A 25,453-nucleotide genomic window follows, 5' to 3' on the forward strand; every position below is an offset into this window, starting at 1 on the left:
CCTGGTCGCCTCCGTCGTGCTGGCCAGCGGTTCGCTGCTCAACGCGATCGGCATGGTCATCCTCGGCCTGCTGTTCGGCCTGATCGGCACCGACGTCAACTCGGGCCTGGCGCGCTATACCTTCGACCTGCCTGAACTGGCCGACGGCGTGAACTTCGTGATCGTGGCGATGGGCATGTTCGGTATCGGCGAAATCATCCGCAACCTCGAGCACGACGAGTCGCGCTCGGTGATGATGAAGAAGGTCCAGGGCCTGATGCTGACGAAGGACGACTTCAAGCGCATCATCGCGCCGGTGCTGCGCGGTACCGTACTCGGCTCGGCCCTCGGCATCCTGCCGGGCGGCGGCGCCATGCTCGCTTCGTTCGCGTCGTACTCGATCGAAAAGAAGATCTCGAAGAACTCGGCCAACTTCGGCAAGGGTGCGATCGAGGGCGTCGCCGCCCCCGAGTCGGCCAACAACGCCGGCGCCCAGACCTCGTTCATCCCGATGCTGACCTTGGGCATTCCGTCGAACCCGGTGATGGCGCTGATGATCGGCGCCATGATCATCCAGGGCATCCAGCCGGGTCCGGCCGTGATGACCGAGCAGCCGGCGCTGTTCTGGGGCCTGATCGTGTCGATGTGGTTCGGTAACCTGTTCCTGGTCGTGCTGAACCTGCCGATGATCGGCCTCTGGGTCAAGATGATCACCGTGCCTTACCACCGCCTGTATCCGGCGATCCTGATGTTCTGCGCGATCGGCGTGTTCAGCCTGAACAACAACGAGTTCGACGTCTACCTGATGGCGATCTTCGGCCTGTTCGGCTACATCTGCGCCAAGCTGGGCGCCGAGCCGGCGCCGATGCTGCTGGGCTTCATCATCGGCCCGATGATGGAAGAGTACCTGCGCCGCGCGCTGCTGCTGTCGCACAGCGACCCGCTGGTGTTCGTGCAGCGTCCGATCAGCGCCGTCATGCTCGGCCTGGCCGCGCTGGCGATGGCGGTGGTGCTGTCGCCGTCGCTGCGCAGGAAGCGCGAGGAAGCTTTCCAGGAAGAGTGACGGCCATGGAGCGGCGCAGCGTGCCGGCTCAGCGCGCCGACAGGAACGCCTTCGCCTCCGCCTGGAACCGCTGCGGCTGGTCCCACATGATGAAGTGCGCGCTGTCCGGAATGCGCTTGATGGTCAGCTGTTTGACCGGCGCGTACGCGGCCTTGTAGACGCCATCGAACTGCTCGGCCGGGAGCGGCACGCTTTTCGGCTGGACGTACAGCACCGTGACCGGCACCGCGATCTGCGCCAGTTCCGGAATCAGGTTCGTGACGATCAGTTCGCGGTAGGCGCGGATGGCGACGTCGGCGTCGCTTTGCATCGAATCCTTGACCGCGACCGGGCGCATCGCTTCGGTGTCGACCATGCCGGCGATGGTGTCGTTGGCGCGTTTCGAACGCTGGTCTGGCGGCGTGGCGCGCATGCCGGCGGCGATCTGGTCGCCGACGGCTTCGACGCGCGCGGCGGTGGCGCCGGGGCCGGCGAAGAAGGTCCCCAGGAACGGATACATATCCACCACCATCAGGCGCGACAGCGACTCGGGATGGCGCGCGGCCAGCATCATGCCGATGGTGCCGCCCATCGAGTGGCCGATGACGGCGGGTGCCTTCAGGTTCGATTCCCTGATGTAGCGCGCGATTTCCTCGGCGACCGGCGCCGCCACCGCCCCCTCCTTGTTGGCGCCGGCTGGCTGCCCGGCAAAGCCGGCGACGTGCACCAGGTGGTAGCGGTAGCCCGGCAGCGCGGCCACGGTCGAGGCCCAGGTGCGTGGCGAGGAATTCAGGCCGGGGATCAGGATCACGTCCGGGCCCGATCCCTCGGTGCGCACGCTGATGCGCTCCGATGCGAAAGACGCGGCCAGCGCGCTCGTGAATGGAAGGGCTGCCAGCAAGGCGAGTGCGCCGGTCGTGAATGTGCGGCGCGAGAAGGTCGTTTTCATCGTTCTGGTTCCTGTTCGGGATACATCAGTGGTCCGTCCGGTTGACGGGAAGATCGAAATGCAGCACGTCCTCGCGGGTGCCCAGTTTCGTGTAAAGCGCAATCGCCGCCGCATCCTCGGGCGCGGTATCGGCCTGCACGAAGATGACCCGGGCACCGCGCGCGGCGGCGATGTCCTGCAGCGCGCGGATCAGGGCGGTCGCGATGACCTGGCGCCGGTGCGTCGCCGCCACCGCCAGGTCGTAGATGTAGATCTCGCTGCGCTCCTGCTCGAACTTGCGCAGTTCGTAGGCGCACAGGGCGCCCGTGACCTTGTCGCCGTCGAGCTTCGCCAGTGCGATAAAGCTGTCCCCACCGAGCAGCGTGCGCAGATAATCCGTGCTTGGCCGCTTGCTCGTGTACGAGACCGGATCGTTGAAAGCCTCGCCGAAGAAGGAGAGCACTGCATCCATCAGGCCGGCGTCGCCTGGTCCGAGCTGGAGAATGGTCGTCATCGCTTTATGCTTCTACCTTTTCAATATGTCGACATACCCGGCAACCGCTTCGGCGCTTCCCGGTGCATCGATCAGCGCACGCAGCATCGCCTCGAGTCCCCGGCATTCGCGGCGCAAGCCTTCTTCGTCCAGTTGCGGCAGCGCGCCACTGTCCTGCAGTGGCGTGAACCGGTCCCGTGCCTGCGCCAGATAGGGTGAGGCATCGAGCAGGGTAATCAATTCAGGATAGGCCGAAAGGAAGCGCGCCAGCGTTTCGCCGTGGCTGGGGGCGGATGCGCCGCAGCGTTGCTGCGCGCCGTAGGTGGCCTGGTACAAGCGGTAGACCAGCTTTGCTCGCTCCTTCTCGACGTCCGGCGCGCGTTGGGCATGCGCACCGGTCGGCAGGGCGCCGAGGCAGACCAGGCCGGCCAGCAGGAGGCTGCGCAATGCGAACATATTGTCCAATCTACTCGTGACGTAAACAATCGACCGGCAACAGGCGCGAAGCCCTGCGTGCCGGATAAAACCCGAAGAACACGCCCACCGCCGTGGCAAATCCGCAGGCCACGATCACCGCGCTGAGGCCGACCCTGACGTCGAACTCGGCCGCCGCGGTAATCGCCGCCGCGCCGGCCGCGGCGATCGCGATGCCGACCGCGGCGCCCGCCAGGCAGATCATCACCGCCTCGACCAGGAACTGCAGCAGGATGTCGCGCGGGCGCGCGCCGATCGCCATGCGGATGCCGATTTCGCGCGTGCGCTCGGTCACCGACACCAGCATGATGTTCATGATGCCGATGCCGCCGACCACCAGCGAGATCCCGCCGATCACACCGAGCAGGGCGGCGATGCCGGCGCTGATCTTGCCGGCGGTGGCAGCAAAGGTCGCCATGTTCTGCATCTTGAAATCGTCCGGTTCCTCGAACTTGATGCGGTGGCGGTCGCGCAGGGTCTCTTTCATGTCCTCGATCGCATCGTCGAGCATGCCGTCGCTCTTGCCCTGGGCGGCGATGTAGTGGACGTTGTCGGGGAAGGGGCCGCGCACCATGTAGGCGCGCGCCGCGGTGATCGGCACCAGCACCATTTCGGAGAGGTCGTCGCCGTCGAGCTGGCGGCCTTCACCCTGCAGCACGCCGATCACCTGGAAGGCGACGTTCTCGATGCGCAGGTAGCGCCCGAGCGGGTCCTGGCGGTAGAAGAACTGGTCGGCCACCTTCTGGCCGATGACCACCATGCGCGCGGCGGCGCGCACGTCGTCGTCGGTGAACATGCTGCCCTGGTCGATCTTCCAGTTGCGGATCTTGAGCATGGCCGGCGTGATGCCATGCACCAGGTTCGCCGCGGTCTCGTTGCCGGCCGCGAGCTTGAAACTGCCCTGCAGCGCAGGCGCCGCGCCGGACAGGCTGGGCAGGCTGTTCAGGGCGACGGCGTCGGCCACGGTGAGCGCGGGCACGGCGCCGCTGCGCATGCGCTGCGCCTGCGTGCGGTCGCCGCCGGGGAACACGTAGACCATGTTCGTGCCGAGCATCTGCATCTCTTTCTTGATGAAGCGCTGCATGGTGTCGCCCAGCGCCAGCATCAGCACCACCGAGGCGATGCCGATCACGATGCCGAGCATGGTCAGCGCCGTGCGCAGCCGGTTGGCGGCCATCGAACGCAGGGCTTCCACGAGTACCTGCAGCACTTTCATGCCGGGCTCCCGGCAGCCGCCTGTTCGTGGCTGGCGGCGAGCTGGCGCAAGCCCTCGCCGGCGGGTCCGTCGTACAGCACCCGCCCATCCTTCAGGCGCACCAGGCGCCGGCTCCAGGCGGCGATGTCCGGTTCGTGCGTGACCAGCACGATGGTGATGCCACGTTCGCGGTTCAAGGCCTGCAGGCCGCGCATGATGTCGTCGCTGGTTTGGGTGTCGAGGTTGCCGGTCGGTTCGTCGGCCAGGATCAGCGGCGGGTCGCCCACCAGGGCGCGCGCGATCGCCACGCGCTGCTGCTGGCCGCCCGAGAGCTGGTTCGGCGTGCGCTTGCCGAGTTCTCCCAGCCCGACCCTCTCCAGCTCCTGCTTCGCCTTGGCCAGCGCGCGCCCGCGCGCCACGCCGGCATAGATCAGCGGCAGGGCCACGTTCTCGGCCACGCTCATGCGCTTGATGAGGTTAAAACTCTGGAACACGAAGCCGATGGTGCGGTTGCGGATCGCGGCCAGTTGCGGGCGTGAGAGCGCGCGCGTATCGGCGCCGTCGAGAAAATAGTCGCCGCCGCTGGCCTGGTCGAGGCAGCCGAGGATGTTCATCAGCGTCGACTTGCCGGAGCCCGACTGGCCCATCACCGCGATGAAGTCGCCGCGTTCCACGCGCAGGTCGACGCCGAACAGCACCGGCGTCTCGACGCTGCCCGACACGTAGCTCTTGGTGACGGCGCGAATATCAATCAATGCGTCAATCAATGCCTCGGTCATTACATATCCTTGGCCGGCGCCAGCGAACGCGTCACCACGCGCTCGCCCACTTTCAGGTCGCCGCTCACCACCTCCGTATAGCGGAAGTTCGACAGGCCGATGCGGATGTCGACCGGCTGCGCTTCGTTCTTCGCATTGAGTTTATAGACCTTGAACATGCGCGCGGTCGCGCCCGTATTCTGGAGTGCGAAATCGTCTTCCGGCGGCGGCAGGGAGGCCGTGTTGGCAGGCTCCTTCGCCTGTTTGTCGGCCGCCGCCTTGCGCTCCTTTTCCTGCTCTTCTTCCGACAAGCGGAAGCGCAGGGCGGCGGTCGGGATGCGCAGCGCCCTGGGACGGTTGTCCACTACCAGCCGCACCTGCGCCGTCATGCCGGGTTTCAGCAACTCGTCCTGATTGGCGACGTCGAGCACGACGTTATAGGTGACCACGTTCTGCACCACGTTCGGCGCCAGGCGGAACTGGCGCATGGTCGCGTTGAATTCACGGTTCGGGTAGGCGTCGACCACGAAGCGCGCCGGCAGTCCATCCTTCAGGGCGCCGACGTCCGCTTCCGAGACGCTGGTATCGATCTGCATCTTGGTCAGATCCTGCGCAATCTGGAACAGGTTCGGCGTGTTGAACGAGGCCGCCACCGTCTGCCCGAGGTCGATGGTGCGCTTGATGATCACGCCGTCGATCGGGCTGCGGATCACGCTGTTGTTGACGTCCGCCAGTGCGCGGTCGAGCTGCGCGCGCGCCAGCTGCCCGTTGGCGCGCGCCACCTCCAGTTCGCGCTGCGACTGGTCGAGCGCCAGGCTGGAGATGAAGTTCTGGGCGACGAGCTGCTTGTTGCGCTCGAAGCTGGCCTGGGCCAGGCGCAGCGACGCCTGGGCCGAAGCCACGCTGGCGCGCGCCTGGCCGACCTGGGCGTTGAAGATGGTCGGGTCGAGTTTGAGCAGTACCTGTCCCTTTTTCACGCGGTCGTTGAAGTCGGCCTGCAGCTCGACCACGGTGCCCGAGACTTGCGAGCCGACGTTCACCAGCGCTACCGGATTGATGGTGCCGGTGGCCGTCACCGTATGCGTGATGCTGCCGGTGTCGACCACGCTGGCGCGGTACTTCAGCGGCGGCGTCTTCGGCTCGCTGTTGAGCTTGGCGTAGGCGACGGCGGCCGCGCCGGCAACGAGCAGGGCGGCTGCCGCCAGCACGCGTTTTTTGGTGAAGATCTTCATCGGGTGACCTGTCAGGGAAGGATGATGCCAAATTGCAATTAATTGCAATTAACTGAGTGTCTGTGATTTTTGTGCTTTCGGCAATGCAAATTGGATGCATATGGGCGGGAATCGGATATGCATGTGGTAATGCGGATGCAGAGGGCGAGCCTGGCCATGGCGATCCGCTAAAATGGCGCCATTCCCTCTTTACTTTGCAGACATCATGACCCAGGACGAACTCAAGCAAGCCGTGGCACGCGCCGCCATCGATTACGTGGTCGACGGCGAAATCATCGGCGTGGGCACCGGCTCGACGGCCAATTTCTTCATCGACGAACTGGCGCGGATCAAGGACCGCATCCAGGGCACCGTCGCTTCCTCGGAAGCCACCGCGGCGCGCCTGCGCGGCCACGGCATTCCCGTGTTCGACCTGAACGAGGTCGAGTCGATCGCCGTCTACATCGACGGCGCCGACGAGATCACGGACAGCGGCGCGATGATCAAGGGCGGCGGCGCGGCGCTGACGCGCGAAAAAATCGTGGCCTCGGTGTCGAAGCAGTTCGTGTGCATCGCCGACGGCTCGAAGCTGGTGGCGACCCTGGGTACATTCCCGCTGCCGGTGGAAGTGATCCCGATGGCGCGCGCCGCCGTCATGCGCCAGCTCGCCGCCCTCGGCGGCCAGCCGCGCCTGCGCACCAGGGCCGGCAGCGATGAGCCCTTCATTACCGACAACGGCGGCGAGATCGTCGACGTGGTCGGCTTGCAGATCGCCGATCCGGTGGCGCTGGAAACGCGGATCAACGGCATCGTCGGCGTGATCGCGGTCGGCCTGTTCGCGCAACGCGGCGCCAACGTCTGCCTGCTCGGCATGGCCGAAGGCGTGAAAACCCTGACGTTCTGAAGGAGCGGCGATGCGGACATTGCTGGCGCTGATGGTGGCGGCTGCCGCGGGTGGCTGCGCGATGTTCAATTCGCCGATGCCGGCGCCGGTTGCTGGAACGCCGGCCAGGGCCGCGGCGCAGGCGGCCGAGGTGCCGATCGAGCGGGTTCCTTATCGTGTCGGCGTGTCTTCGGTGACGGTCGAGCAGCTGGCGCGGCAGCACGCCTGCAGCGGGCAGGGCGCCGGGCTCATCACCGAGCCGGGGCCGGTCGAGGTGTATCGGCTGCAGTGCAGCGACGGCAAGGTGTTCATGGCGCGCTGCGAGTTGCGGCAGTGTCGCAAGATGTAGGTTGACGATCCCACATTCGCCGACGGTACGGTATGCATGGGTACGAAACGCGTGGGCTCAGAGAGCCCACCCTACAGTACACAACAGTTCCATGAACTTGCTACCGGCGGTGGTGCACCGTAGGGTGGGCTCTCCGAGCCCACGCGGTTCAACGCTTGAACAAACGCGCCCTCAATTTCACCTCACAACGCCGTCTCCACTTCCCGCAAGGTCCGCGCCAAACTCGACGCGCTCGGATTGTCCACGAACACGCACTGCGTCCCCGTGCGTTTGCAATGATCCTTCACCCGCCAGTAGGCCCCATGGCTGATGCACCCGGTCTGGCAGATCACCAGGTCCGCCGCCGCCAGGCTGGCATCCAACAGGCCGCTGCTGTCTTCCAGGCCGCCGTCATGGTGCGCGAACTGGGCGCCGACCTGTTCGATCATGCTGCGGTAGACCGGCACGTTGCCGCTGCGCCCGCCCACGCAGAGGATGCTGCGGTTGACCAGCCGGACCGGCTGGGCGACAGGGGGCGCCGGCTGCGGCACGCACTCGGACATCGACACCGGGGCTGCGGGTACCTGCGCCTCCTTCAGCGCCGCCAGCTGCGCCCGCAAGCGCGCCTCGCGCGCCTCCACCTGCGCCAGGCGATTGGCGAGGCGCTTGCGCGTTTCCAGTTCCGGGACCGTCGCGCGCAGCGCCGCCAGTTCGGCGCGCGCCTGCCCGAGTTCGGTCTCCCTGCCGATCGCCAGCGCGCGCAAACCCATCAGCGCGGCGTCGTGCTCGCGCGCCGTCGTCGCCTTGTCCTGCACCAGCGCGTTGCAGCGTTCCTGCAGTCTGACCAGTTCGCGTTCCATGCGCGCATTGTCGTCCAGCAGCCTGTTGTACTTGTCGAGGTCGACGCGGGCGCCGGCCCCGGCCTGGTGCTGCACCATGTGGATGTCGCGCGTCATCTGCTCTTCCAGTTCCGGCGTGCAGCGTGGGTGGGTGAGGCCGGCCCAGTACGCGCCGGCGACGTTGCCCGCAGCGACCGCCGCATTCCACAGCGCCTGCACCTCGTCCGTGGTCCTGGCCTTGTGGAAGCGCGCGACCTCGCCGGCATAGCGACGCTCGAATTCCTTTTGCAGCGCCTCGGACAGGGTCTTGCGCGCCGCGCATTCGTTAACGACGCCCACATGCAGCTCGTAATCGTCGAGTCCCAATTCATTGCCGATGGATTTTTCGGCCAGTTTGCGCAAGCCCTGCAGCGACAGGCCGACGCCGATCAGCGGACAATGGCAGGTAGGGGACAGTTCCCATAAACGCCGGCGGCGCGAACCCTGGGTGGCGGCTGAGGTCGGAGCAAATGGGGCAGGTTTGTCGCACATGATGGGTCCTCGACAGGCAGTGGTAAGGTAATGAATGATAATCATTCTCATTTATATTCTACCTGCCGGGGGAACGAGCGCAAGCGAATTCGTGCGCGGGCGAATCGGCCGTATCCTGGCGTGGCACGTCGTGCCGGGTATTTGAGCAAATGCTCTAAATAACTTATTGGTCATTTAGTACCATGAACGCATCGTAGCGTGTCCTGCCGATGACCTGTCCACCGGGCGCCGGTCAATCCGCCGGACAATCCTTTACCCAATAATAAAAATGCACACACTCACCCGCTTGCTGGATTCGCGCCACTTCCACTGGGCCCTGTTGCTGGCCTTCCTCGCCTGCTATCCGCTGTCGAGAATCATGCCGCCGGCCTGGGCGTGGGAAAACGGCGTCGTCGAAAATGCGCAGGCGATCGCGCTGGTGATGGGCGCGGTGCTGGCCTGGCTTGCCTGGCGCCGCCTGCGTCCGCAAGCCGCCGCCCTGATCGCCGCCTGCGCGGTGCCGGTCTGGCTGCTGCTGGCCGGGCGCGAGCTGAGCTGGGGTGCGGTGTTTCTCCCGCCTCACGGCTTCGACGCCGGCGGGCCGATCTATACTTCGCGCGTGCTCTGGTACCGGCCGCTGGTGCCGGCATTCGCCGGGGTCATCCTCCTCATCGTGCTGGTCGCCGCCTGGCGTCATCGGCTCGACCGTCCGCTCAGGCAGCTGATCGCCCGCCGGCGCTTCCCGTGGTTGCCGATCCTCACCATCGTGGCCGTCATGTGCGCCTCGACCTTCGCCGAAGGGCATTTGTATCCATTCAAGGATGTCGTGCTCGAGCAGGGCGAAGCCTATGAAGAACTGGTGGAACTGGTCGGCTATCTCGCGCTGCTCGCCGCCCAGGCAAGGGTGCTGCGCGCGACCGCGGCAGGGGACCGGCACAGCCGTGCCGGCAAGGTCGGCGCGCAAGAAACTGCGCAGTCCGAAACTACTCGCTGACTCTGCCGCGCAGCGCCTTGACCTGGCCGCTGCGCGTCTTTTCGTCGAGCCGGCGCCGCTGCGAGCTGCGCGTCGGTTTGGTTGCGCGGCGTACCGGCGGCACGTCGGCCGCCTGCGCCACCAGCGCCTGCAGGCGCTGCAGCGCGTCCTCCTTGTTCTGCTCGAGGCTGCGCGATTGCTGGGCCTTCAGCACCAGCACCCCTTCGCGCGTGATGCGGGTGTCGCGCATGTCGAGCAGGCGTTCCTTGATCCAGGGCGGCAGCGAAGAGGCGCCGATGTCGAAGCGCGCATGCACGGCGCACGAGACCTTGTTGACGTTCTGGCCGCCGGGGCCTTGGGCGCGGATGGCGATGAACTCGACTTCGGCGGGGTTGATGGCAGGTGTCACGATGCTTCCATTTGTACGGAACGTGCATCATGCCATGGAGCGGCGCCGGGCTATGCACAGATAATGTTTTTGTAACAACTGTAACGTGCGGCCCCTCTGGAACAAAAACGTGTAATCTTGTATTAACAATTCGATAAGGAGCTCGTCATGAACAAGACCACCATTTCCGCCCTGATGCTTGCCGTCGCCGTCCTCGCCACCGGTTGCAAGAAAGACGCCGACCCAACGACGGGCCCAGCCCAGGAAGCCGGCGCGGCCATCGACAACACCGCCGCTAATGCCGCCCAGGAAACGAAAGAAGCCGGCGCCGCCGTTGGTGCAGCGACCGAACGCGCTGCTGAGAACGTCGAAGCGGGCGCCGAGCGCGCTGCCGCCAACGTTGATGCCGCCACCGACCGCGCTGCCGCCAACATGAAGGAAGCCGGCGCCGAAGTGCGCCAGGAATCGAAAGAAGCCGCCGCCAACGTCAAGGAAGGCGCCGCCAACCTGACCGACAAGGCCGGCAAGGGCCTGGAGCGTGCCGGCGAGAAGATGCAGGACGCGTCGAAGTAATCCGAACCCGAATCAAACCGGCTGCAGCGCAGCCGGCTGTTCTGCCGACAACCCGCTCGCCGCAAGGTGCGCGGGCATTGTCGTTGCTATTGCAGGAAGTAGCGGATGACGCGCGTTACCAGGAACAGCACGACCAGGGCGATCAGCACCCATTTCGCCACGATGAAAGCCTTGCTGCGCGCGTTATTCCTGTTCATGGTCATGCCTCTGCGATGTGAATCTTGCGCTTGATGTGCTTGAGGCTGGCCACGATCGTGAACGTCATGATCACCAGCAGCGACCACGAGCTCCACTTGCTGATGTGGACGATCGACCAGGCGCCCAGCTGGTTCGGGTAGCGCCACACCCCCCAGAAGGTCCCCATATTCTCGGCCAGCCAGATGAAGAAGCCGATCAGCACGAAGCCCAGCATCAGCGGCATCTGGCGGTCGCGGTCGAGCGGGCGGTAGATGACGGTCGTGCGCGAATACAGCCCCAGCGCGCAGGCCGCCAGGTACCAGCGGTAGTCGCCGATGTAGTGGTGGGTAAAGAAGTTGGCATAGATGAGGAGCGCGATCAGCGCCGCCATCCAGTAGGGCGGGTGGTGGCGGATGCGCAGGTCGAACATGCGCCAGGCTTGCACGATGTAGCTGCCGACCGAGGCGTACATGAAACCGGCGAACAGCGGCACGCCCAGCACCTTGGTGTACGCGAAATCCGGATAGGCCCAGGACTGGATACCGCCCGACACCTTGAACGCTTCCAGCGCAAACCCCACCACGTGGAACAGGCAGACCGCCTTCAATTCGTCCCAGGTTTCCAGTTTGGCGTACACCATCCAGAACTGGATGCCGAGGGCGACCAGCAGCAGCAGGTCGTAGCGCGGAATGCCGAACAGGCCGGCGCGCGGCATCACCAGCACGGTGGCCATGAAGGTGAAGACGAACAGGCAGGAACGCGCGTTCTTGAAGCCGAAGTACAGGAACTCGACCAGGCCGCGGCGCAGGTTGTTGAGATCGCGTGGCCGGTCGTCCAGCAGCAGGTTGTCGAATGCGGCGAGCTTGTTCATGTTCTTTTCCAGGCCGGTGGCGGTCCGTCGATTGTACGACGAGCTCCGCGGCGCCGGTCGAATCCCATCCGGGAGAAAATCTGATTTCGCCATTGGGAGTTGTAACGTGAACACGGAAATCGTCCGCACCATCGGCCACTCGAACCGGCCGATCGAAGAATTCATCGACCTGCTGCGCCAGAACGAGGTGCAGCTGCTGCTCGACGTCCGCACCGTGCCGAAGTCGCGCCACAATCCGCAGTTCGGCCAGGACCAGCTGCCGCTGTCGCTGCAGGCGGCCGGCATCGCATACCGGCAGATGCCGGGCCTCGGCGGACTGCGCCGCGCGCTGAAGGATTCGCCCAACAGCGGCTGGCGCAACACTTCGTTCCGCGGCTATGCCGACTACATGCAGACGCCGGAATTCGCCGCGAACGTGGAGGCGGTGATCGCGCTGGCGCGGACCACGCGCTGCGCGCTGATGTGCGCCGAATCGGTGCCCTGGCGCTGCCACCGCTCGCTGGTGGCGGACGCGCTGCTGGTGCGCGGCATTCCGGTCGAGCACATCATCAATCCGGGCAAGAGGAGGCCGGCCAAATTGACGCCGTTTGCGCGGGTGGAGGGGACGCGGATCTTGTATCCGCCGGAAGAGGCGGGTGAAGAGGAGTGCTGCCGAGGGGAAGATTAGCGCGGGGCGTTGCAGACCCAGTAAGGTGGCAGGTCCCCCGCCCACGCGTTCAACAACCATCAGATCATTCGCGACATATCACCGGCTGGTTGAACGCGTAGGCGGCAAAGCCGCCCACCTTACGGGTTGGTGCTTATGCCGTCGGCGGCACGTAACCCATCGCCTGGTCGGCGCCTTCGCCGAAGAAATGCTTTTCCATCTGCGTGGCCAGGTACTTGCGCGCGCGGTCGTCGGCCAGGTTCAGGCGGTTCTCGTTGATCAGCATGGTCTGGTGCTTGAGCCAGCCCTGCCAGGCTTCCTTCGAGACCGACAGGTACAGCTTCTTGCCCATTTCACCCGGCACGGGCGGGAAGTCCAGTCCTTCGGCTTCCTTGTTGAGTTTGACGCAGTGGACGGTACGGGCCATGTTGTTACTCCTGATTCGGTATTGGGTAAAAGCGCGATTATAAAGACTTGATGAAGACCTGTGACTTGCGCTGCCAGTTATACATGTGCTGGCGGTCCTTCGGCAGGTCGTCCACGGTGGCCGGCTGAAAGCCGCGCTTCTTGAACCAGTGCGCGGTGCGCGTGGTCAGCACGAACAATTTGGTGAGGCCGGCGGCGCGCGCGCGGTTTTCCATGTGCTTCAAGATGCGTTCGCCGTCGCCCTGCGCCTGCACGTCCGGGTTCACCGTCAGGCAGGCCATCTCGCCCATTTTCGCGTCGGGGAAAGGGTACAGCGCGGCGCAGCCGAAGATCACGCCATCGTGCTCGATCACCGAGAACTGCTCGATCTCGCGCTCGATCAGCTCGCGCCCGCGATAGACCAGCGTGCCGTCTGCTTCCAGTGGCTCGATCAGCTTGATAATTCCGCCGACGTCCTCAATTGTGGCTTGGCGCAGGCTTTCCAGGTTCTCGTGGCTGATCATCGTGCCCACGCCGTCGTGGGTGAACAGTTCGAGCAGGGCCGAGCCATCCATCTCGAAGGGCACGATGTGGGCGCGGTCGACGCCGCTGTTGCAGGCCTTGATCGCATGGCGCAGGTAGAATGCGGCGTCAGGCGGCAGGAAGTTCGCCTGCAGCACGGCTTCGGCCTGGTGCGAGGACAGTTCGCGGATCTCGGTGCCGGCGGCGTCCGACATCATCGGCGTCTCGGTAATGTAGATCAGCTTGTCGGCGTGCAGGGCGATCGCGGCGGCGGCGGCCACGTCTTCCATCGTCAGGTTGAATACTTCGCCCGTCGGCGAGAAGCCGAGCGGGGAGAGCAGCACCAGGTTGTCCTCGGTCTGCAGGATCGGCGCGATCTTCTCGGCCGAGATCTTGCGCGTCACGCCCGTCAGTTCGTAATCGACGCCGTCGATCACGCCAAGCGGACGCGCCACGACGAAATTACCGGACACAATGCTGATCTGGGCATTCGACATCGGCGTGTTCGGCAAGCCCTGGCTGAACGCGGCTTCGATATCGAGGCGCAGTTCGCCGGCCGCTTCCTTGGCGCATTCCATGGCCGCGGTGTCGGTGATGCGCACGCCGTTGTGGAAGCGTCCCTCGACGTTACGCAGGCCAAGCTGCTCGGCCACTTGCGGACGCGAGCCATGCACCAGCACGATGCGGATGCCGAGTGCGACGAGTAAAGACAGGTCTTGCGCGAGTACCGGCAAGGCGCCGGCGGCGACCAGTTCGCCGGGAAAAGCAACGACAAATGTCTTGCCGCCGAAGGCATGAATATACGGCGCGACAGAGCGCAGCCACTGGACGAATTGGGTAGGGTTTTCCATTTGCCGCATTATAATTCGCTGCGCGACTTGCGCACCAAATACCTCGTAAAAATCAATGTCAGAACAGAGTAACAAGCCTGCGCCGGACACGGCGCGCGCAGCAGTCCCAACTGGTAACGACAGGCAGCCGCGCACACGCGGCTCTCGTGCCCCGGGGGAGCTGCGTGCACCGATGACGCAAACGCCGGAATTGGGCGCGAAACGCGAGCGCCGCCATGCCGGCGAAGGCGAGCCGCGCGGGCAACGGGGCCAGCAGCCACAAGGCGAACGCAGTCAGCGTCCGCAAGGTGACGGCGAGCGTGCCTCGGCCGATCGCGCACCGCGCGAGCGCAAGCCGCGCGACGAGAGCAGGGCGCCACGCGCGCCCCGCGTACAGACGCCGCTGCCGCCGATCACCTATCCGGAAGACTTGCCGGTCTCCGGCCGGCGCGAGGAAATCGCCAAGGCCCTGGTCGAGAACCAGGTCATCATCGTCTCCGGCGAAACCGGCTCCGGCAAGACCACGCAGCTGCCGAAGATCTGCCTGCAGCTGGGCCGCGGCGAAAAGGGGCTGATCGGCCACACGCAGCCGCGCCGTATCGCCGCCTCCTCGACCGCGAAACGCATCGCGCAGGAGATCGGCACGCCGCTGGGCGAACACGTCGGCTACAAGGTGCGCTTCAACGACACGCTGCAGCCGGGCGCCTCGATCAAGCTGATGACCGACGGTATCCTGCTGGCCGAAACGCAGACCGATCCGCTGTTGAAAGCCTACGACACGATCATCATCGACGAGGCCCACGAACGCAGCCTGAACATCGACTTCCTGCTCGGCTACCTGAAGCAGCTGCTGCCGCGCCGTCCCGACCTGAAGGTGATCATCACCTCGGCGACGATCGACGCCGAACGCTTCGCGCGCCACTTCGCCGCAGCGAACGGCAAGCCGGCGCCGGTGATCGAGGTCTCGGGCCGCCTGTACAAGGTCGAAGTCCGTTACCGTCCGGTCGACCGCGATCCGGTGGTTTCCGGCGGCGGTGTCGACAACAAGCCGATGCCGAAGGCGCAGCAGGCGCGCGAAAAACGCGACCTGATGGATGCCGTGGTCGACGGCGTCGATGAACTGTGCCGCCTGGGCCAGGGCGACGTGCTGGTATTCCTGCCGGGCGAACGAGAAATTCGCGACTGCGCTGAAGCATTACGAAAACACCATCCGCCGCACGTCGAGATCCTGCCGCTGTTCGCGCGTCTTTCGGTGGAAGAGCAGGACCGCGTGTTCCGCACCACGAACGCGCGCCGCATCGTGCTGGCCACGAACGTGGCCGAGACCTCGCTGACGGTGCCGGGCATCCGCTACGTGGTCGACGCCGGCCTCGCGCGCGTCAAGCGCTACAGCTTCCGCAACAAGGTCGAGCAGCTGCAAGTAGAACCGATCGCGCAATCGGCGGCGAACCAGCGTGCCGGCCGTTGCGGCCGCGTCGCCGACGGCGTCTGCATCCGCCTGTACGAAGAAGACGATTTCAACCAGCGCCCGAAATTCACCGACCCCGAAATCCTGCGCTCTTCGCTGGCGGCCGTCATCCTGCGCATGAAGTCGCTGCACCTGACCGACGTCGAGACCTTCCCCTTCATCGAGCCGCCGCAAGGCCGCGCGATCGCCGACGGCTACCAGTTGCTGCAAGAGGTGGGCGCGGTCGACGAGACCAACGAGCTCACGCCGCTGGGCCGCAAGCTCGCGCGCCTTCCCTTGGATCCGCGCGTGGGCCGCATGATCCTCGCGTCGCTCGACAACAACTGCCTCACCGAGATGCTGATCATCGCCTCGGCCCTGTCGGTGCAGGACCCGCGCGACCGGCCGATGGAATACCAGCAGCAGGCCGACGAGAAGCACAAGAAATTCGCCGACGAGAAGTCCGAGTTCCTCAGCTTTATCAAGATCTGGAACTGGTTCGAGGACGCGATCGAACACAAGAAGACGAACCGCCTGCTGCAGGAAAACTGCCGCGCCAACTTCCTGTCGCAGGTACGCCTGCGCGAGTGGCGCGACGTGCATTCGCAGTTGCTGACCATCGTGCGCGAGCAGGGCTGGCGCCTGAACGAATCACCCGCCACCTACGACCAGCTGCACCTGGCGCTCTTGACCGGCCTGCTGGGGAACATCGGCTTCAAGGCCGAGGACGAGCCGGGCGGCGCCTACCTGGGCGCACGCGGCATCAAGTTCCACATCTGGCCGGGCTCCTCGCTGACCAAGAAGCCGGGCCGCTGGATCATGGCGGCGGAACTGGTCGAGACCACGCGCCTGTACGCGCGCTGCGTGGCGCAGATCCAGCCGGAATGGGTGGAAAAGGTCGGGGCGCACCTGCTGAAAAAGTCGTGGGGCGAGCCGCGCTGGGAAAAGAAACCGGCGCAGGTATCGGCGCTGGAACGCGCGACCCTGTACGGCATCGTCGTCTACAGCGGGCGCCGCATCAACCACGCGCTGCACAACCCGATTGAAGCGCGCGAGATCTTCATCCGCGATGCGCTGGTGGCCGGCGACTACGAGACGCGCCAGCCCTTCTATGCGCACAACCACAAGCTGGTGAAGGAGATCGAGAACCTGGAACATAAATCGCGCCGCCAGGACGTGCTGGTCGACGACCAGCTGATCGCCGCCTTCTACGACGCCGAAATTCCGCAGGACGTGGTGAACGGCGCCGGCTTCGAGAAGTGGTACAAGGACGCGGCGCGCGACAACCCGAAGCTCTTGTACCTGAACCGCGAAGAGTTGATGCGCCACGAAGCGGCGGGCGTGACGACGGAACTGTTCCCGAAGACGATGAACGTCACCGGCATCGAGATGGGCCTGTCGTACCACTTCGAACCGGGCAGCCCGCGCGACGGCGTGACGCTCTCCGTGCCGCTGTTCGCACTGAACCAGATCCCGCAAGAGCGCGCGGCCTGGCTGGTGCCGGGCATGCTGAAGGAAAAAGTACACCTGATGCTCAAGTCCCTGCCGCAAAAGCTGCGCCGCCACTGCGTGCCGCTGCCGGACTACGCGGCGCGTTTCGTCGAGCGCATCCACGCGGCGAAAGCGTTCGGACGTGGCGACCTGGTCGACGTGCTGATCCTCGACGTGCGCGCGCAGACCGGCGTGAACGTGCTGACGGGCGACTTCAAGCTGGAGACGCTGCCGACCCACCTGTTCATGAATTTTAAAATCATCGACGAGCACGGGCGCCAGCTCGAGATGGGCCGCAACCTGGCCAGCCTGCAGGCGGAACTGGGCAGCCAGGCGCGCGAGAGTTTCCAGAAGATGGCGGAAGCGACGCCGGCGGCGGTCGGTGCCTTGCGTCCCAACGTGGCGACGCCGGCGGCCTGGGGCGCGGGCAGGAGCACGGGCAGGAGCACTGCGGCGGTTGCCGTGGCTGCACCGCAGGCGAAGGGGAAGGGTGCCGCAGCTGCGCCGCAGGCTCCCGCGCCGGCCGTCAGCCAGCACACCAATCTCACCAGCTGGACTTTCGGCGAGCTGCCGGAACTGTTGGAGATCAACCAGGGCAAGCTGACCCTGATCGGTTTCCCGGCCCTGGTCGACAAGGGTACGCATTGCGACCTCGAAGTGTTCGACGACCCGAATGTCGCCGCGCGCACCCACCGCGTCGGCCTGCGCCGCCTGTTCGCGCTGCAGCTGAAGGATCAACTCAAATTCGCGGAGAAGAACATCCCCGGCCTGCAGGGCATGGGCATGCAGTTCATGACGGTCGGCTCGCAGGAAGAGCTGCGCGACCAGATCGTGCAAAAGGCGATCGACATCGCCTGTTTACAGGACCCGCTGCCGCATGATGCCGCTTCGTTCAACAAGCGCAAGGACGAGGGCAAGGGCCGCATCGGCCTGCTCATCAACGAGATCGCGCGCCTGGTCGGTTCGATCCTGGGCGAATTCCACGGCATGCCCAAGCGCCTGAACGGCCTGGCGGCGCCGGTCGCGGCCGACATGCAGGCGCAACTGGCGGGACTGGTGCACAAGCGCTTCATCGCCGACAACGAATACAGCCAGCTGGCGCACTTCCCGCGTTATCTGAAGGCGATGAACGTGCGCCTGGAAAAGTTGCGCGGCAATCCATCGCGCGATGCGCAACTGATGGCCGAGTGGCAGAACGCCGCCAGCCAGTGGCAGCGCATCTCGAAGCAGCCGGGTAAAGTCAACGACCCGCGCATGACCGAGTTCCGCTGGATGCTGGAAGAGCTGCGCGTCTCGCTGTTCGCCCAGGAGTTGCGTACGCCGATGCCGGTGTCGGCCAAGCGGCTGCAGAAGGTGTGGGAGTCGATGATTCGCTGAAGCCGTTCCGCCTGTGCGCGCTTCGAGGTGGGCGCGTTATTTTATTCTTGAGGTGCTATCGCTCGGAACACACACCGCCGACAGGGTATAGGAGGGTTGCAGCCCCATATTGTCAGGCTTCGCGCGGGCTGCCAGGACGTCGGCCTTCCAGGCCGCCGCAGCCCGCCGGCACGCCAATTCGTCACGGAATTCGAGCGTTTGCATCGACGAAGACACGTCGCCGCCGGCCGGGTCTTGCCGCCACAGCGCCATGGTCAGGATCAGGTAATACATCGATGTCTCCCGGCTTTGAGAATTTCCTGGAGCCTTGCGTCTTGAAAAAAAATCCGTCAACTGGACGTTGACGGATAAACACGTTGAAAACTACATCGGAGACACTGCACTTTAACCAGTGAAGATGTCAGGGCGATGACATTACCTGGGCTTGGAACGGCGCAGCCGCACCGCGCCGGCAAGTCCGAATCCAGCCAGCAGCAGGGCCAGCGACCCCGGTTCCGGCACTTCCGCGGCGCCCTCGAAACTCAGGTCGTCCATCACGTACGATGCCTGGAAGCCGCTCGAGACGACGATCGCATCGACCGCACTGTCCCAGCCGGCGTCCAGGAAGGCAGGCGCGTCCGACAGTTGCAGCGCAGCCGAACTGGCGACCAGCTGGCCGGCGGCGTACAAGTCGAAACGTACGCTGCTGTCGCTGTACCCGGAGAACCAGGCGCCGTTGAAGACTGTGGGCGCCAGGAAGCGGATGGTGCTTGCGATCGGGCCACCGTCGATCCAGTCCGTGGTCACACGGCCCTGGCCCGAATGCGCCGTGAACGGCGCCTGTTCACCCGTAAAAACGGACAAGCCCGAGCTCGACCAGTCCAGTCCACCGTAGTTGGCGGGCACGGAAGCATAATCGTCCGGACCGGCGATGTCGTCGAACGTCAGGACGGTCGCCGCGGCGAAGGGTGCGCACAGCGCGAGGGCTGCGCCCGCGGCGAAGTTGCGGATATTCAGGTGCATGACATTCCTTTTGAATGTGTGATTGGATAGCGGCAGCCGGCGCTGCGCCGGCTGCGTCTTCATGGTCAGGCCCGGCCTAGGGCCGGGTCGCTGACCGTGTGGCGGCCGGTTTCCACGCGGCCGGCGAAGCGCCGCAGGTAGTCGGGCTGGCTCGAGACCGTGGCGCTGAGGTCGTACCAATAGCCATTGCTCGCCACCGGAATGCGCACGACGACTTCGCTGCGTGCCGCAAGGGTGTGGAGCTGCCTCAGCGGCGCGTAGGCATTCGCGGTCAGGTTGAAGGTACACGGCGCGGCGCCGCTGTTTACCAGGCGCAGCAGCAACTCGCCGGTACTGGCGTCGGAGCGTACCTGGACTTCCGGTCGTGGCTGGCCGGCCGCGACGGCGCGCAGGGCGCTGCCGGTGAAGTGACGGTGGTAGCCGTTCGGTCCCAGCACCCACAAATCGTAGGCTCCGCCGACCGCGGGCGTCCAGCTGTCCGACAGCGATTTGCCCGACTCGACCGTGTAACGGCGCGGTATCGCCGCCAGGTTCTTGCGGTCGTACACATGGAACACGGCGCCCTGGCGCCCGGTATTGATGAAGTTCAGCGCCACCCGCACGGAAGCCATCGTGGCGCCGGGCAGCACGTCGCAGGTCGTCGCCAGTTCATACGGCAAGGCGCGCGACGGTCGCGTGCCCACGGCCTGCACCGGCAGCCTCGGCGCGGCAGGCGGCGTAATCTGCGCCAGGCGCTGCTGTGCGGCACGCAGGGCGTCCGCCTGGCTTCTGGTTCTGCGGCCCTGCAGCACCGGCAATACTTCGGCGTTGGGCGTTGCGAAGTTGAACGCGCTGGTGAGGTCGCCGCAGACCGCACGGCGGAACGGGCTGATGTTCGGCTCGCGCACACCGAAACGCGCCTCGAGGAAGCGCAGCACCGACGTGTGGTCGAACACCTGCGAATTGACCCAGCCGCCACGGCTCCATGGCGAAATCACGTACATCGGCACACGCGGACCGGGGCCGTAGACGCGGCCATCCGCAGCGGGCTGCCTGGTGCTGCCGGCAGGCCGCGGGTGCGTGTAGTACTCGGGTCCCAGGTCCGCCTGCGCCAGCGTCGTCTTGCCGGCGTAGCCGCCCTTGCCGTCGGGCGAAGGGGCGGAGGGCGACGGCACGTGGTCGAAATAACCGTCGTTCTCGTCGAAGTTGACGATCAGCACAGTCTTGCTCCAGACCTCGGGGTTGGCCGTCAATGCGTCCATGACCTCCTGAAGGAACCAGGAGCCTTGCACCGGGCTCGACGGGCCAGGATGTTCGCAGTAGATCGACGGTGCGTTCATCCACGACACCTGCGGCAGCTTGCCTTCGCGGATGTCGCGCTTGAATGCATCCAGGTACTGCTCGGGCTGGGTGCCCGGCAAGGTGTTGGCAATGCCTTTGTAGAGCGGATTGTTGGGGTTGTCGGTGGCCGCATCGTAGGCGTGGTACGGCAATGCCTGGCCGGTGTTGGTGTAGGGCTGGCCCGGCGCGCCGCCACTGGAGACAGGGTAGCCCGAAGCGATGTTGGCGCGCTTGAACTGGCGGAATGCGCCAAGCATGTTGTCGCCCCATTCATCCGGCATGTTCTGGTAACTGATCCAGCGCACACCGGCAGCCTCGAGGCGTTCGGCATACGTGGTCCAGGTATAGCCGGTGTTCACCCCGCTGGCGAGGCCGTCGATGGCGTCCCATTCGTTGCTGACGAATGCCGTGCCGGTGGGCACCGCGCCGTTTGTGCCGGTCAGAAAGAACGAGCGGTTCGCATCGGTCCCCGTGTGCATCGAGCAGTGATAGGCATCGCATACCGTAAAAGCATTCGCCAGCGCGAAGTGAAAAGGAATTTCGGCTTCCTTGAAATAGCCCATCGAGATAGGATTCTTGTAGCGCGGCCATTGGTCCATGCGGCCGTTGTCCCAGGCCTGCTGGCTGTCGTTCCAGTCATGCGGCGTACCGTTGGCGCGCTGGGCGTTGCCGACACTGCCGTCCAGGTGGAACGGCATCATCACGTTGCCGTTCGCCATGCGCTGTTGCCATACATTGCGGCCCTCCGGCAGGGGAATCGGGAAGCGGTCCCCGAAGCCGCGCACGCCTGCGAGCGTGCCGAAATAATGGTCGAACGCACGGTTCTCCTGCATCAGGATCACCACATGCTCGACGTCGCGAATGGTACCTGTCACGTTGTTGGCGGGGATCGCAAGCGCGCGCTGGATCGCCGGTGGGAAAGCGGCATAGGTGCCGGCCGCGATACCGGCGCGGGCACTGTTTCGCAGGAAACTTCGTCGTGAGGTCATAAGGTTCTAGTTGAGGACGTTGAGGGACGCGCGTCTGCAACGCGTGTTGCCGGTTGTCTTCATCAGGCCGATAGGGCAGAGGACTGCGCCAGCGTAAACCGCGGACATGACGACCCCATGACAGCCGCAGCACCCAAGCCGATTGCTCAACGCTACCGCATCGTGTTACTTTGCATGCGACTGCCGACCCACCCTTATCGACATTCGCATGCACCCATCCTTTCCCGCTGCCGCGCGCATCGATTGGCGTGACCTGACCACAGTGCTGGCGCTGGCGCTGGCCTTGCTGATGCCGGCGCTCGCATTTGCCGCAGAAAGCAATCTGCAGCGCAGCCCGCGCGCGACGGTGTCGCTGGTGAGCGAACATGCCGCCGTCAGCCCGGGGCAACAGGTGCGCATCGGCCTGCGCCAGCGCCTGGCGCCGCACTGGCACACGTACTGGAAAAATCCGGGCGATGCGGGCTCGCCGCCGAATATCGCATTCAAGCTGCCGGAAGGTGCGAGCGTCGGCGCGATCGCCTGGCCGGGGCCGGATCGCTTCCTGATCGGGCCGGTCGCCAGCTATGGCTACGAGAACGAGATCGTCTTCCCGATGACCCTGACGGTGCCGCCGGATGCGCAGCCGGGCAGCCGGCTGGTGCTCGAGGCGAATGCCGATTGGGTGGTCTGCGAGAAGGAATGCATTCCCGAAGAAGGGAAGTTTCGCCTGGACTTGCCGGTGGAAGCGACGGCACGCCCGGCCAGTGCCGGCGTCCAGTCGGCCTTTGCGATTGCCGATGCGCGCCAGCCGCAGGCGGCGCCGTGGCGGGCGTCGATCAGTGGCGGCGGCGCCATGGCCTTGCGGGTCGAAGGCGAGGGCATTGCGCCGCAGTCCGTGCAATCGGCCCTGTATTTTCCGGAGCGCTGGGGCGTCGTCGACCATGCCGCCGCGCAGGCGCTGAAGGTGGAGCAGGGCGCATTGACCCTGACGCTGCCGAAGGGCCAGGATGCGTCGGCGCCGGCGGCGGGACTGCTGGCGCTGACGGACGGCGGCGGACAGAAACGCTGGTTCGCGCTGAACCCGACTGCCGCCGCCGCAGTGTCAGCCACCCCGGCCGACGCTGCCGCCAACCTGCCCGCCAGCCTGCCGCTGTGGCAGATGGCCGGCTTTGCGTTCCTCGGCGGCCTGATCCTGAACCTGATGCCCTGCGTGTTTCCTGTCCTGGCGATCAAGGCCACGGCGGTGGCCGGCATGTCCGGCGGCGACCGCCGTGCGCTGCGTTTGTCGGGCGTGTTTTATACGCTGGGCGTGCTGGCCGCATTCCTGGCGCTGGCCTTGGCCCTGCTGGCGGTGCGCGCCGGCGGCAGCGCGGTCGGCTGGGGCTTCCAGTTCCAGTCGCCGCTGTTTGTCGCGGCCATGTGCTGGCTGATGCTGGCGATCGGCCTGAACCTGTCCGGCGTGTTCGAAGTGGGCGGCTCGCTTGCCGGCGTCGGACAGGGCTTGGCAGAGCGCAAGGGACACGCGGGCAGTTTCTTCACCGGCCTGCTGGCCGTGGTGGTGGCGACGCCCTGTACCGCGCCCTTCATGGGCGCGGCGATCGGCTCGGCGCTGGTGGCGCCGGCCGCGGTCAGCCTGCTGGTGTTCGCGATGCTGGGCCTGGGACTGGCGCTGCCGTTCCTGTTGCTGGGGCTGTTCCCTACCGTGGCGCGGCGCCTGCCGCGGCCCGGCCTGTGGATGCTGCGGCTGCGCCAGGCGATGGCTTTTCCGATGTATGCGACAGCGGCCTGGCTGCTATGGGTGCTGGCCCAGCAGGCGGGCGAAGCGGGCTTGCGCATGGCGCTGGCCGGCGCCGTGCTGGTCGGCCTGGTAGCGTGGCTCGTCGGCCTGCACCAGCACGGCGCCGGCAAGTCATGGTGGCCGCGTGGCGTGGCGCTGGTGTCCCTGGCGGGACTGGTCGGCTTGATGGCCAACCTGCATGTCGCCAAGCCGCCGGACGCGCCGGACAGCCGGCAAGCGAAGAATGCCGAACCGTACAGTGCCGAGCGGCTCGCCGCCTTGCGCGCCGCGGGCAAGCCGGTGTTCGTCAACATGACGGCGGCCTGGTGCATCACCTGCCTGGTCAACGAACGCACGACGCTGTCGACAAGCGCCGTGCAGCAAGCCATGCGCGCGCACGACGTGGTTTACCTGAAGGGCGACTGGACCAATCGCGATCCCGCCATCACCGCTTTCCTGCGCGCGTTCGGGCGCGACGGCCTGCCGTTCTACGTGTTCTACGCGCCCGGCAAGGAGCCGGCGGTGCTGCCGCCGGTGCTGACGCAAGCGATCGTGACGGAGGCATTCGCGCAGCAATCGGGTAACAATGCAGTAGCGGTAGCCAAACAGTAAACATCGTCGTCATCGAACTTTAGCCACGTTCTCAAAGGAGGATTTCATGAACCGCTCCCCACGCCGCGCCTTGCTGCGCATGACTGCATTGACAGCCGCCCTGGCTGGCGCCAGCCTGACCTTCGCCGCTGCGCCGGCCATGGCCGCACCCACGATCGGCCAGCCGGCGCCCGCCTTCACGGCGCTCGACAGCAAGGGGCAGCAGCACACGCTGGCCGACCTGAAGGGGAAAGTGGTCGTGCTGGAATGGACCAACAACGAGTGCCCCTACGTGAAAAAACACTACGGCGCCTCGAACATGCAGAACCTGCAGAAGCAGGCGAAAGGGGCGGGCGTGGTGTGGCTGAGCGTGATTTCGTCGGCGCCCGGCGAGCAGGGCCACGTGACCGGCGCCAAGGCGGATGAGCTGACGGCCAGCCGCAATGCGCAGCCGAGCGCGGTGCTGCTCGATCCGCAAGGCGAGATCGGCAAGGCCTATGATGCGCGCACCACGCCGCACATGTACGTGATCGACGCCAAAGGCATCCTGCGCTATGCCGGCGGGATCGACAGCATTGCGACGGCCAAGCCGGCCGATATCGAAAAAGCCGATCCTTACTTCAAGACCGCGCTGGAATCGGTATTGAAAGGCGAAACCGTCGCGCAGGCGACGACGCGGCCGTATGGCTGCGCCGTAAAGTACAAATCCTGATTCCTGACACTCCGAAAACGGAGTATGGATACTCCGTTTTCGGATAAGCGGCCTGACCCCGGCATCAGCCGATATTGCTGCCCCGGATCCTGCTGATGTCCTTGTCATCGCCCAGGTTGCCCGGACGTGGATCGACGCTCGACCCGGAGCCGTGCACCGCCCCCTCCGTATTGCCCATGCCGCCGCGCTCCACGCCGACGCCGGCACCGATCGTCGGTGCGCCGCCGCGGTTCAGGTCGGTACCGTAGAAGCTGTGGATCTCGGTCGCCCAGCTGATGTCGGCCATGTCGGGCCAGGCATCCTTGTTGAAGCCGGGCGCCTTTTTCAGGCGCTCTTTCTCGACGTTCAGCACGAAGCGGTGGTTGACGGTGTCCAGGTGCAAGGCCTGCCAGGGCACGGCGAACAGTTTCTCGTGCATGCCGAGGAAGCCACCGAAAGCCAGCACGGCGTAGGCCACCTGGCCGGTGTTCATGTCGAGCATGATTTCCTTGATGTCGCCCAGGTCTTCTTCGGCCCCGTTGACGACGCCGTCGCCGATCAGCGTGTCGGCGCCCATCAGCGCCGGACCCGGGCCGGCGTGGCTCCTGCCCTTGTAGATGCCGTATTTGTCGCGGTCTGCATAGCCCATGTCGTTCTCCCCGTCTGTGTTTGCGTCGGTGCAAAGCCAGCTTCAAAGATAGGCCAAGGCCTCGCTGCGCCCATGATATGACTCAATCGGACAGGGGTGCGCGCGCTTGTCACGC

24 protein-coding genes are annotated in these 25,453 nt (G+C 65.5%); 9 read left to right on the forward strand and 15 right to left on the reverse strand.

Annotated elements, in window-relative coordinates:
- A partial coding sequence (locus AC56LG_RS09350) for a tripartite tricarboxylate transporter permease (RefSeq protein WP_497165844.1) occupies nt 1-1,042 on the forward strand: 1,042 nt, incomplete at its 5' end.
- A 28-nt stretch (nt 1,043-1,070) separates the two neighbouring features.
- Here AC56LG_RS09350 and AC56LG_RS09355 read toward each other — a convergent pair.
- The 6 genes from AC56LG_RS09355 to AC56LG_RS09380 are packed head-to-tail and all read right to left on the reverse strand — an operon-like array spanning nt 1,071 to nt 6,101.
- Nucleotides 1,071-1,970: an alpha/beta fold hydrolase gene (locus AC56LG_RS09355; RefSeq protein WP_497165845.1), complete on the reverse strand. Its 900-nt coding sequence runs from the start codon at nt 1,968-1,970 to the stop codon at nt 1,071-1,073.
- Nucleotides 1,971-1,995: 25 nt separating this feature from the next.
- Nucleotides 1,996-2,463 carry an AAC(3)-I family aminoglycoside N-acetyltransferase gene (locus tag AC56LG_RS09360; protein ID WP_497165846.1) on the reverse strand — a complete coding sequence of 156 codons (468 nt, stop codon included), beginning with the start codon at nt 2,461-2,463 and terminating at the stop codon, nt 1,996-1,998.
- 12 nt (nt 2,464-2,475) lie between these two features.
- The gene (locus AC56LG_RS09365; protein WP_497165847.1) at nt 2,476-2,898 is read right to left on the reverse strand and encodes a hypothetical protein; all 423 of its coding nucleotides are present in this window, start codon (nt 2,896-2,898) and stop codon (nt 2,476-2,478) included.
- 10 nt (nt 2,899-2,908) lie between these two features.
- Nucleotides 2,909-4,132, reverse strand: a complete 1,224-nt coding sequence (locus AC56LG_RS09370; RefSeq protein WP_497165848.1) for an ABC transporter permease — start codon at nt 4,130-4,132, stop codon at nt 2,909-2,911.
- Nucleotides 4,129-4,890, reverse strand: coding sequence for an ABC transporter ATP-binding protein (locus AC56LG_RS09375; protein WP_497165849.1), 762 nt, complete (start codon nt 4,888-4,890; stop codon nt 4,129-4,131). The genes AC56LG_RS09370 and AC56LG_RS09375 overlap by 4 nt, the downstream gene beginning before the upstream one ends.
- Nucleotides 4,890-6,101 carry an efflux RND transporter periplasmic adaptor subunit gene (locus tag AC56LG_RS09380; protein WP_497165850.1) on the reverse strand — a complete coding sequence of 404 codons (1,212 nt, stop codon included), beginning with the start codon at nt 6,099-6,101 and terminating at the stop codon, nt 4,890-4,892. Before AC56LG_RS09380 ends, AC56LG_RS09375 begins: the two co-directional genes overlap by 1 nt.
- 205 nt (nt 6,102-6,306) lie before the next feature.
- Between AC56LG_RS09380 and rpiA the strand changes: the two genes are divergently transcribed.
- Together rpiA and AC56LG_RS09390 are read left to right on the forward strand one after the other, a co-directional pair.
- Entirely contained in the window at nt 6,307-6,984 is a 678-nt protein-coding gene (gene rpiA, locus AC56LG_RS09385; RefSeq protein ID WP_497165851.1) for a ribose-5-phosphate isomerase RpiA, read from the forward strand.
- 10 nt (nt 6,985-6,994) lie between these two features.
- Nucleotides 6,995-7,312 carry a hypothetical protein gene (locus AC56LG_RS09390; protein ID WP_497165852.1) on the forward strand — a complete coding sequence of 106 codons (318 nt, stop codon included), beginning with the start codon at nt 6,995-6,997 and terminating at the stop codon, nt 7,310-7,312.
- 182 nt (nt 7,313-7,494) lie between these two features.
- Here AC56LG_RS09390 and AC56LG_RS09395 read toward each other — a convergent pair whose 3' ends face one another.
- Nucleotides 7,495-8,661 (reverse strand): DUF2325 domain-containing protein, encoded by a 1,167-nt coding sequence (locus AC56LG_RS09395; protein WP_497165853.1) that lies wholly within the window; start codon nt 8,659-8,661, stop codon nt 7,495-7,497.
- 268 nt (nt 8,662-8,929) lie between these two features.
- Here AC56LG_RS09395 and AC56LG_RS09400 point away from each other — a divergent pair, with 268 nt between their 5' ends.
- Nucleotides 8,930-9,634 (forward strand): hypothetical protein, encoded by a 705-nt coding sequence (locus tag AC56LG_RS09400; protein WP_497165854.1) that lies wholly within the window; start codon nt 8,930-8,932, stop codon nt 9,632-9,634.
- Here the strand turns inward: AC56LG_RS09400 and arfB are convergent.
- A complete protein-coding gene (gene arfB, locus AC56LG_RS09405) occupies nt 9,624-10,022 on the reverse strand; it encodes an alternative ribosome rescue aminoacyl-tRNA hydrolase ArfB (RefSeq protein ID WP_497165855.1) in 399 nt (132 codons plus the stop codon). The genes AC56LG_RS09400 and arfB overlap by 11 nt on opposite strands.
- Before the next feature lie 147 nt (nt 10,023-10,169).
- Between arfB and AC56LG_RS09410 the strand changes: the two genes are divergently transcribed.
- Entirely contained in the window at nt 10,170-10,574 is a 405-nt protein-coding gene (locus AC56LG_RS09410) for a hypothetical protein (protein ID WP_497165856.1), read from the forward strand.
- Nucleotides 10,575-10,773: 199 nt separating this feature from the next.
- On the opposite strand, the gene AC56LG_RS09415 is transcribed toward AC56LG_RS09410, so the two are convergent.
- Complete coding sequence (locus AC56LG_RS09415) at nt 10,774-11,622, reverse strand: DUF817 domain-containing protein (protein ID WP_497165857.1); 849 nt, start codon at nt 11,620-11,622, stop codon at nt 10,774-10,776.
- A 106-nt stretch (nt 11,623-11,728) separates the two neighbouring features.
- Between AC56LG_RS09415 and AC56LG_RS09420 the strand changes: the two genes are divergently transcribed.
- Nucleotides 11,729-12,289 (forward strand): DUF488 domain-containing protein, encoded by a 561-nt coding sequence (locus tag AC56LG_RS09420; RefSeq protein WP_497165858.1) that lies wholly within the window; start codon nt 11,729-11,731, stop codon nt 12,287-12,289.
- A gap of 133 nt (nt 12,290-12,422) precedes the next feature.
- On the opposite strand, the gene AC56LG_RS09425 is transcribed toward AC56LG_RS09420, so the two are convergent.
- Together AC56LG_RS09425 and argA are read right to left on the reverse strand one after the other, a co-directional pair.
- Entirely contained in the window at nt 12,423-12,695 is a 273-nt protein-coding gene (locus tag AC56LG_RS09425) for an oxidative damage protection protein (protein ID WP_497165859.1), read from the reverse strand.
- A 37-nt stretch (nt 12,696-12,732) separates the two neighbouring features.
- Nucleotides 12,733-14,046: an amino-acid N-acetyltransferase gene (gene argA, locus AC56LG_RS09430; RefSeq protein WP_192051664.1), complete on the reverse strand. Its 1,314-nt coding sequence runs from the start codon at nt 14,044-14,046 to the stop codon at nt 12,733-12,735.
- A gap of 172 nt (nt 14,047-14,218) precedes the next feature.
- Here argA and hrpA point away from each other — a divergent pair, with 172 nt between their 5' ends.
- The gene (hrpA, locus tag AC56LG_RS09435; protein ID WP_497165860.1) at nt 14,219-18,340 is read left to right on the forward strand and encodes an ATP-dependent RNA helicase HrpA; all 4,122 of its coding nucleotides are present in this window, start codon (nt 14,219-14,221) and stop codon (nt 18,338-18,340) included.
- Between the two features lie 36 nt (nt 18,341-18,376).
- Here the strand turns inward: hrpA and AC56LG_RS09440 are convergent, their stop codons facing one another.
- From AC56LG_RS09440 to AC56LG_RS09450, 3 genes are all read right to left on the reverse strand, one after another.
- Nucleotides 18,377-18,613, reverse strand: coding sequence for a hypothetical protein (locus AC56LG_RS09440; RefSeq protein ID WP_497165861.1), 237 nt, complete (start codon nt 18,611-18,613; stop codon nt 18,377-18,379).
- 141 nt (nt 18,614-18,754) lie between these two features.
- Complete coding sequence (locus tag AC56LG_RS09445; protein ID WP_497165862.1) at nt 18,755-19,342, reverse strand: PEP-CTERM sorting domain-containing protein; 588 nt, start codon at nt 19,340-19,342, stop codon at nt 18,755-18,757.
- Between the two features lie 65 nt (nt 19,343-19,407).
- Nucleotides 19,408-21,651, reverse strand: a complete 2,244-nt coding sequence (locus AC56LG_RS09450) for a phosphocholine-specific phospholipase C (RefSeq protein WP_497165863.1) — start codon at nt 21,649-21,651, stop codon at nt 19,408-19,410.
- Between the two features lie 208 nt (nt 21,652-21,859).
- Between AC56LG_RS09450 and AC56LG_RS09455 the strand changes: the two genes are divergently transcribed.
- The gene (locus tag AC56LG_RS09455) at nt 21,860-24,019 is read left to right on the forward strand and encodes a protein-disulfide reductase DsbD family protein (protein WP_497165864.1); all 2,160 of its coding nucleotides are present in this window, start codon (nt 21,860-21,862) and stop codon (nt 24,017-24,019) included.
- 46 nt (nt 24,020-24,065) lie between these two features.
- Nucleotides 24,066-24,710, forward strand: coding sequence for a redoxin domain-containing protein (locus AC56LG_RS09460; RefSeq protein WP_497165865.1), 645 nt, complete (start codon nt 24,066-24,068; stop codon nt 24,708-24,710).
- A 64-nt stretch (nt 24,711-24,774) separates the two neighbouring features.
- Here the strand turns inward: AC56LG_RS09460 and AC56LG_RS09465 are convergent, their stop codons facing one another.
- A complete protein-coding gene (locus tag AC56LG_RS09465; protein ID WP_497165866.1) occupies nt 24,775-25,338 on the reverse strand; it encodes a PRC-barrel domain-containing protein in 564 nt (187 codons plus the stop codon).
- Nucleotides 25,339-25,453 lie beyond the last annotated feature (115 nt).

The sequence above is a fragment of the Telluria sp. ZB2R32 genome, from assembly GCF_059685715.1.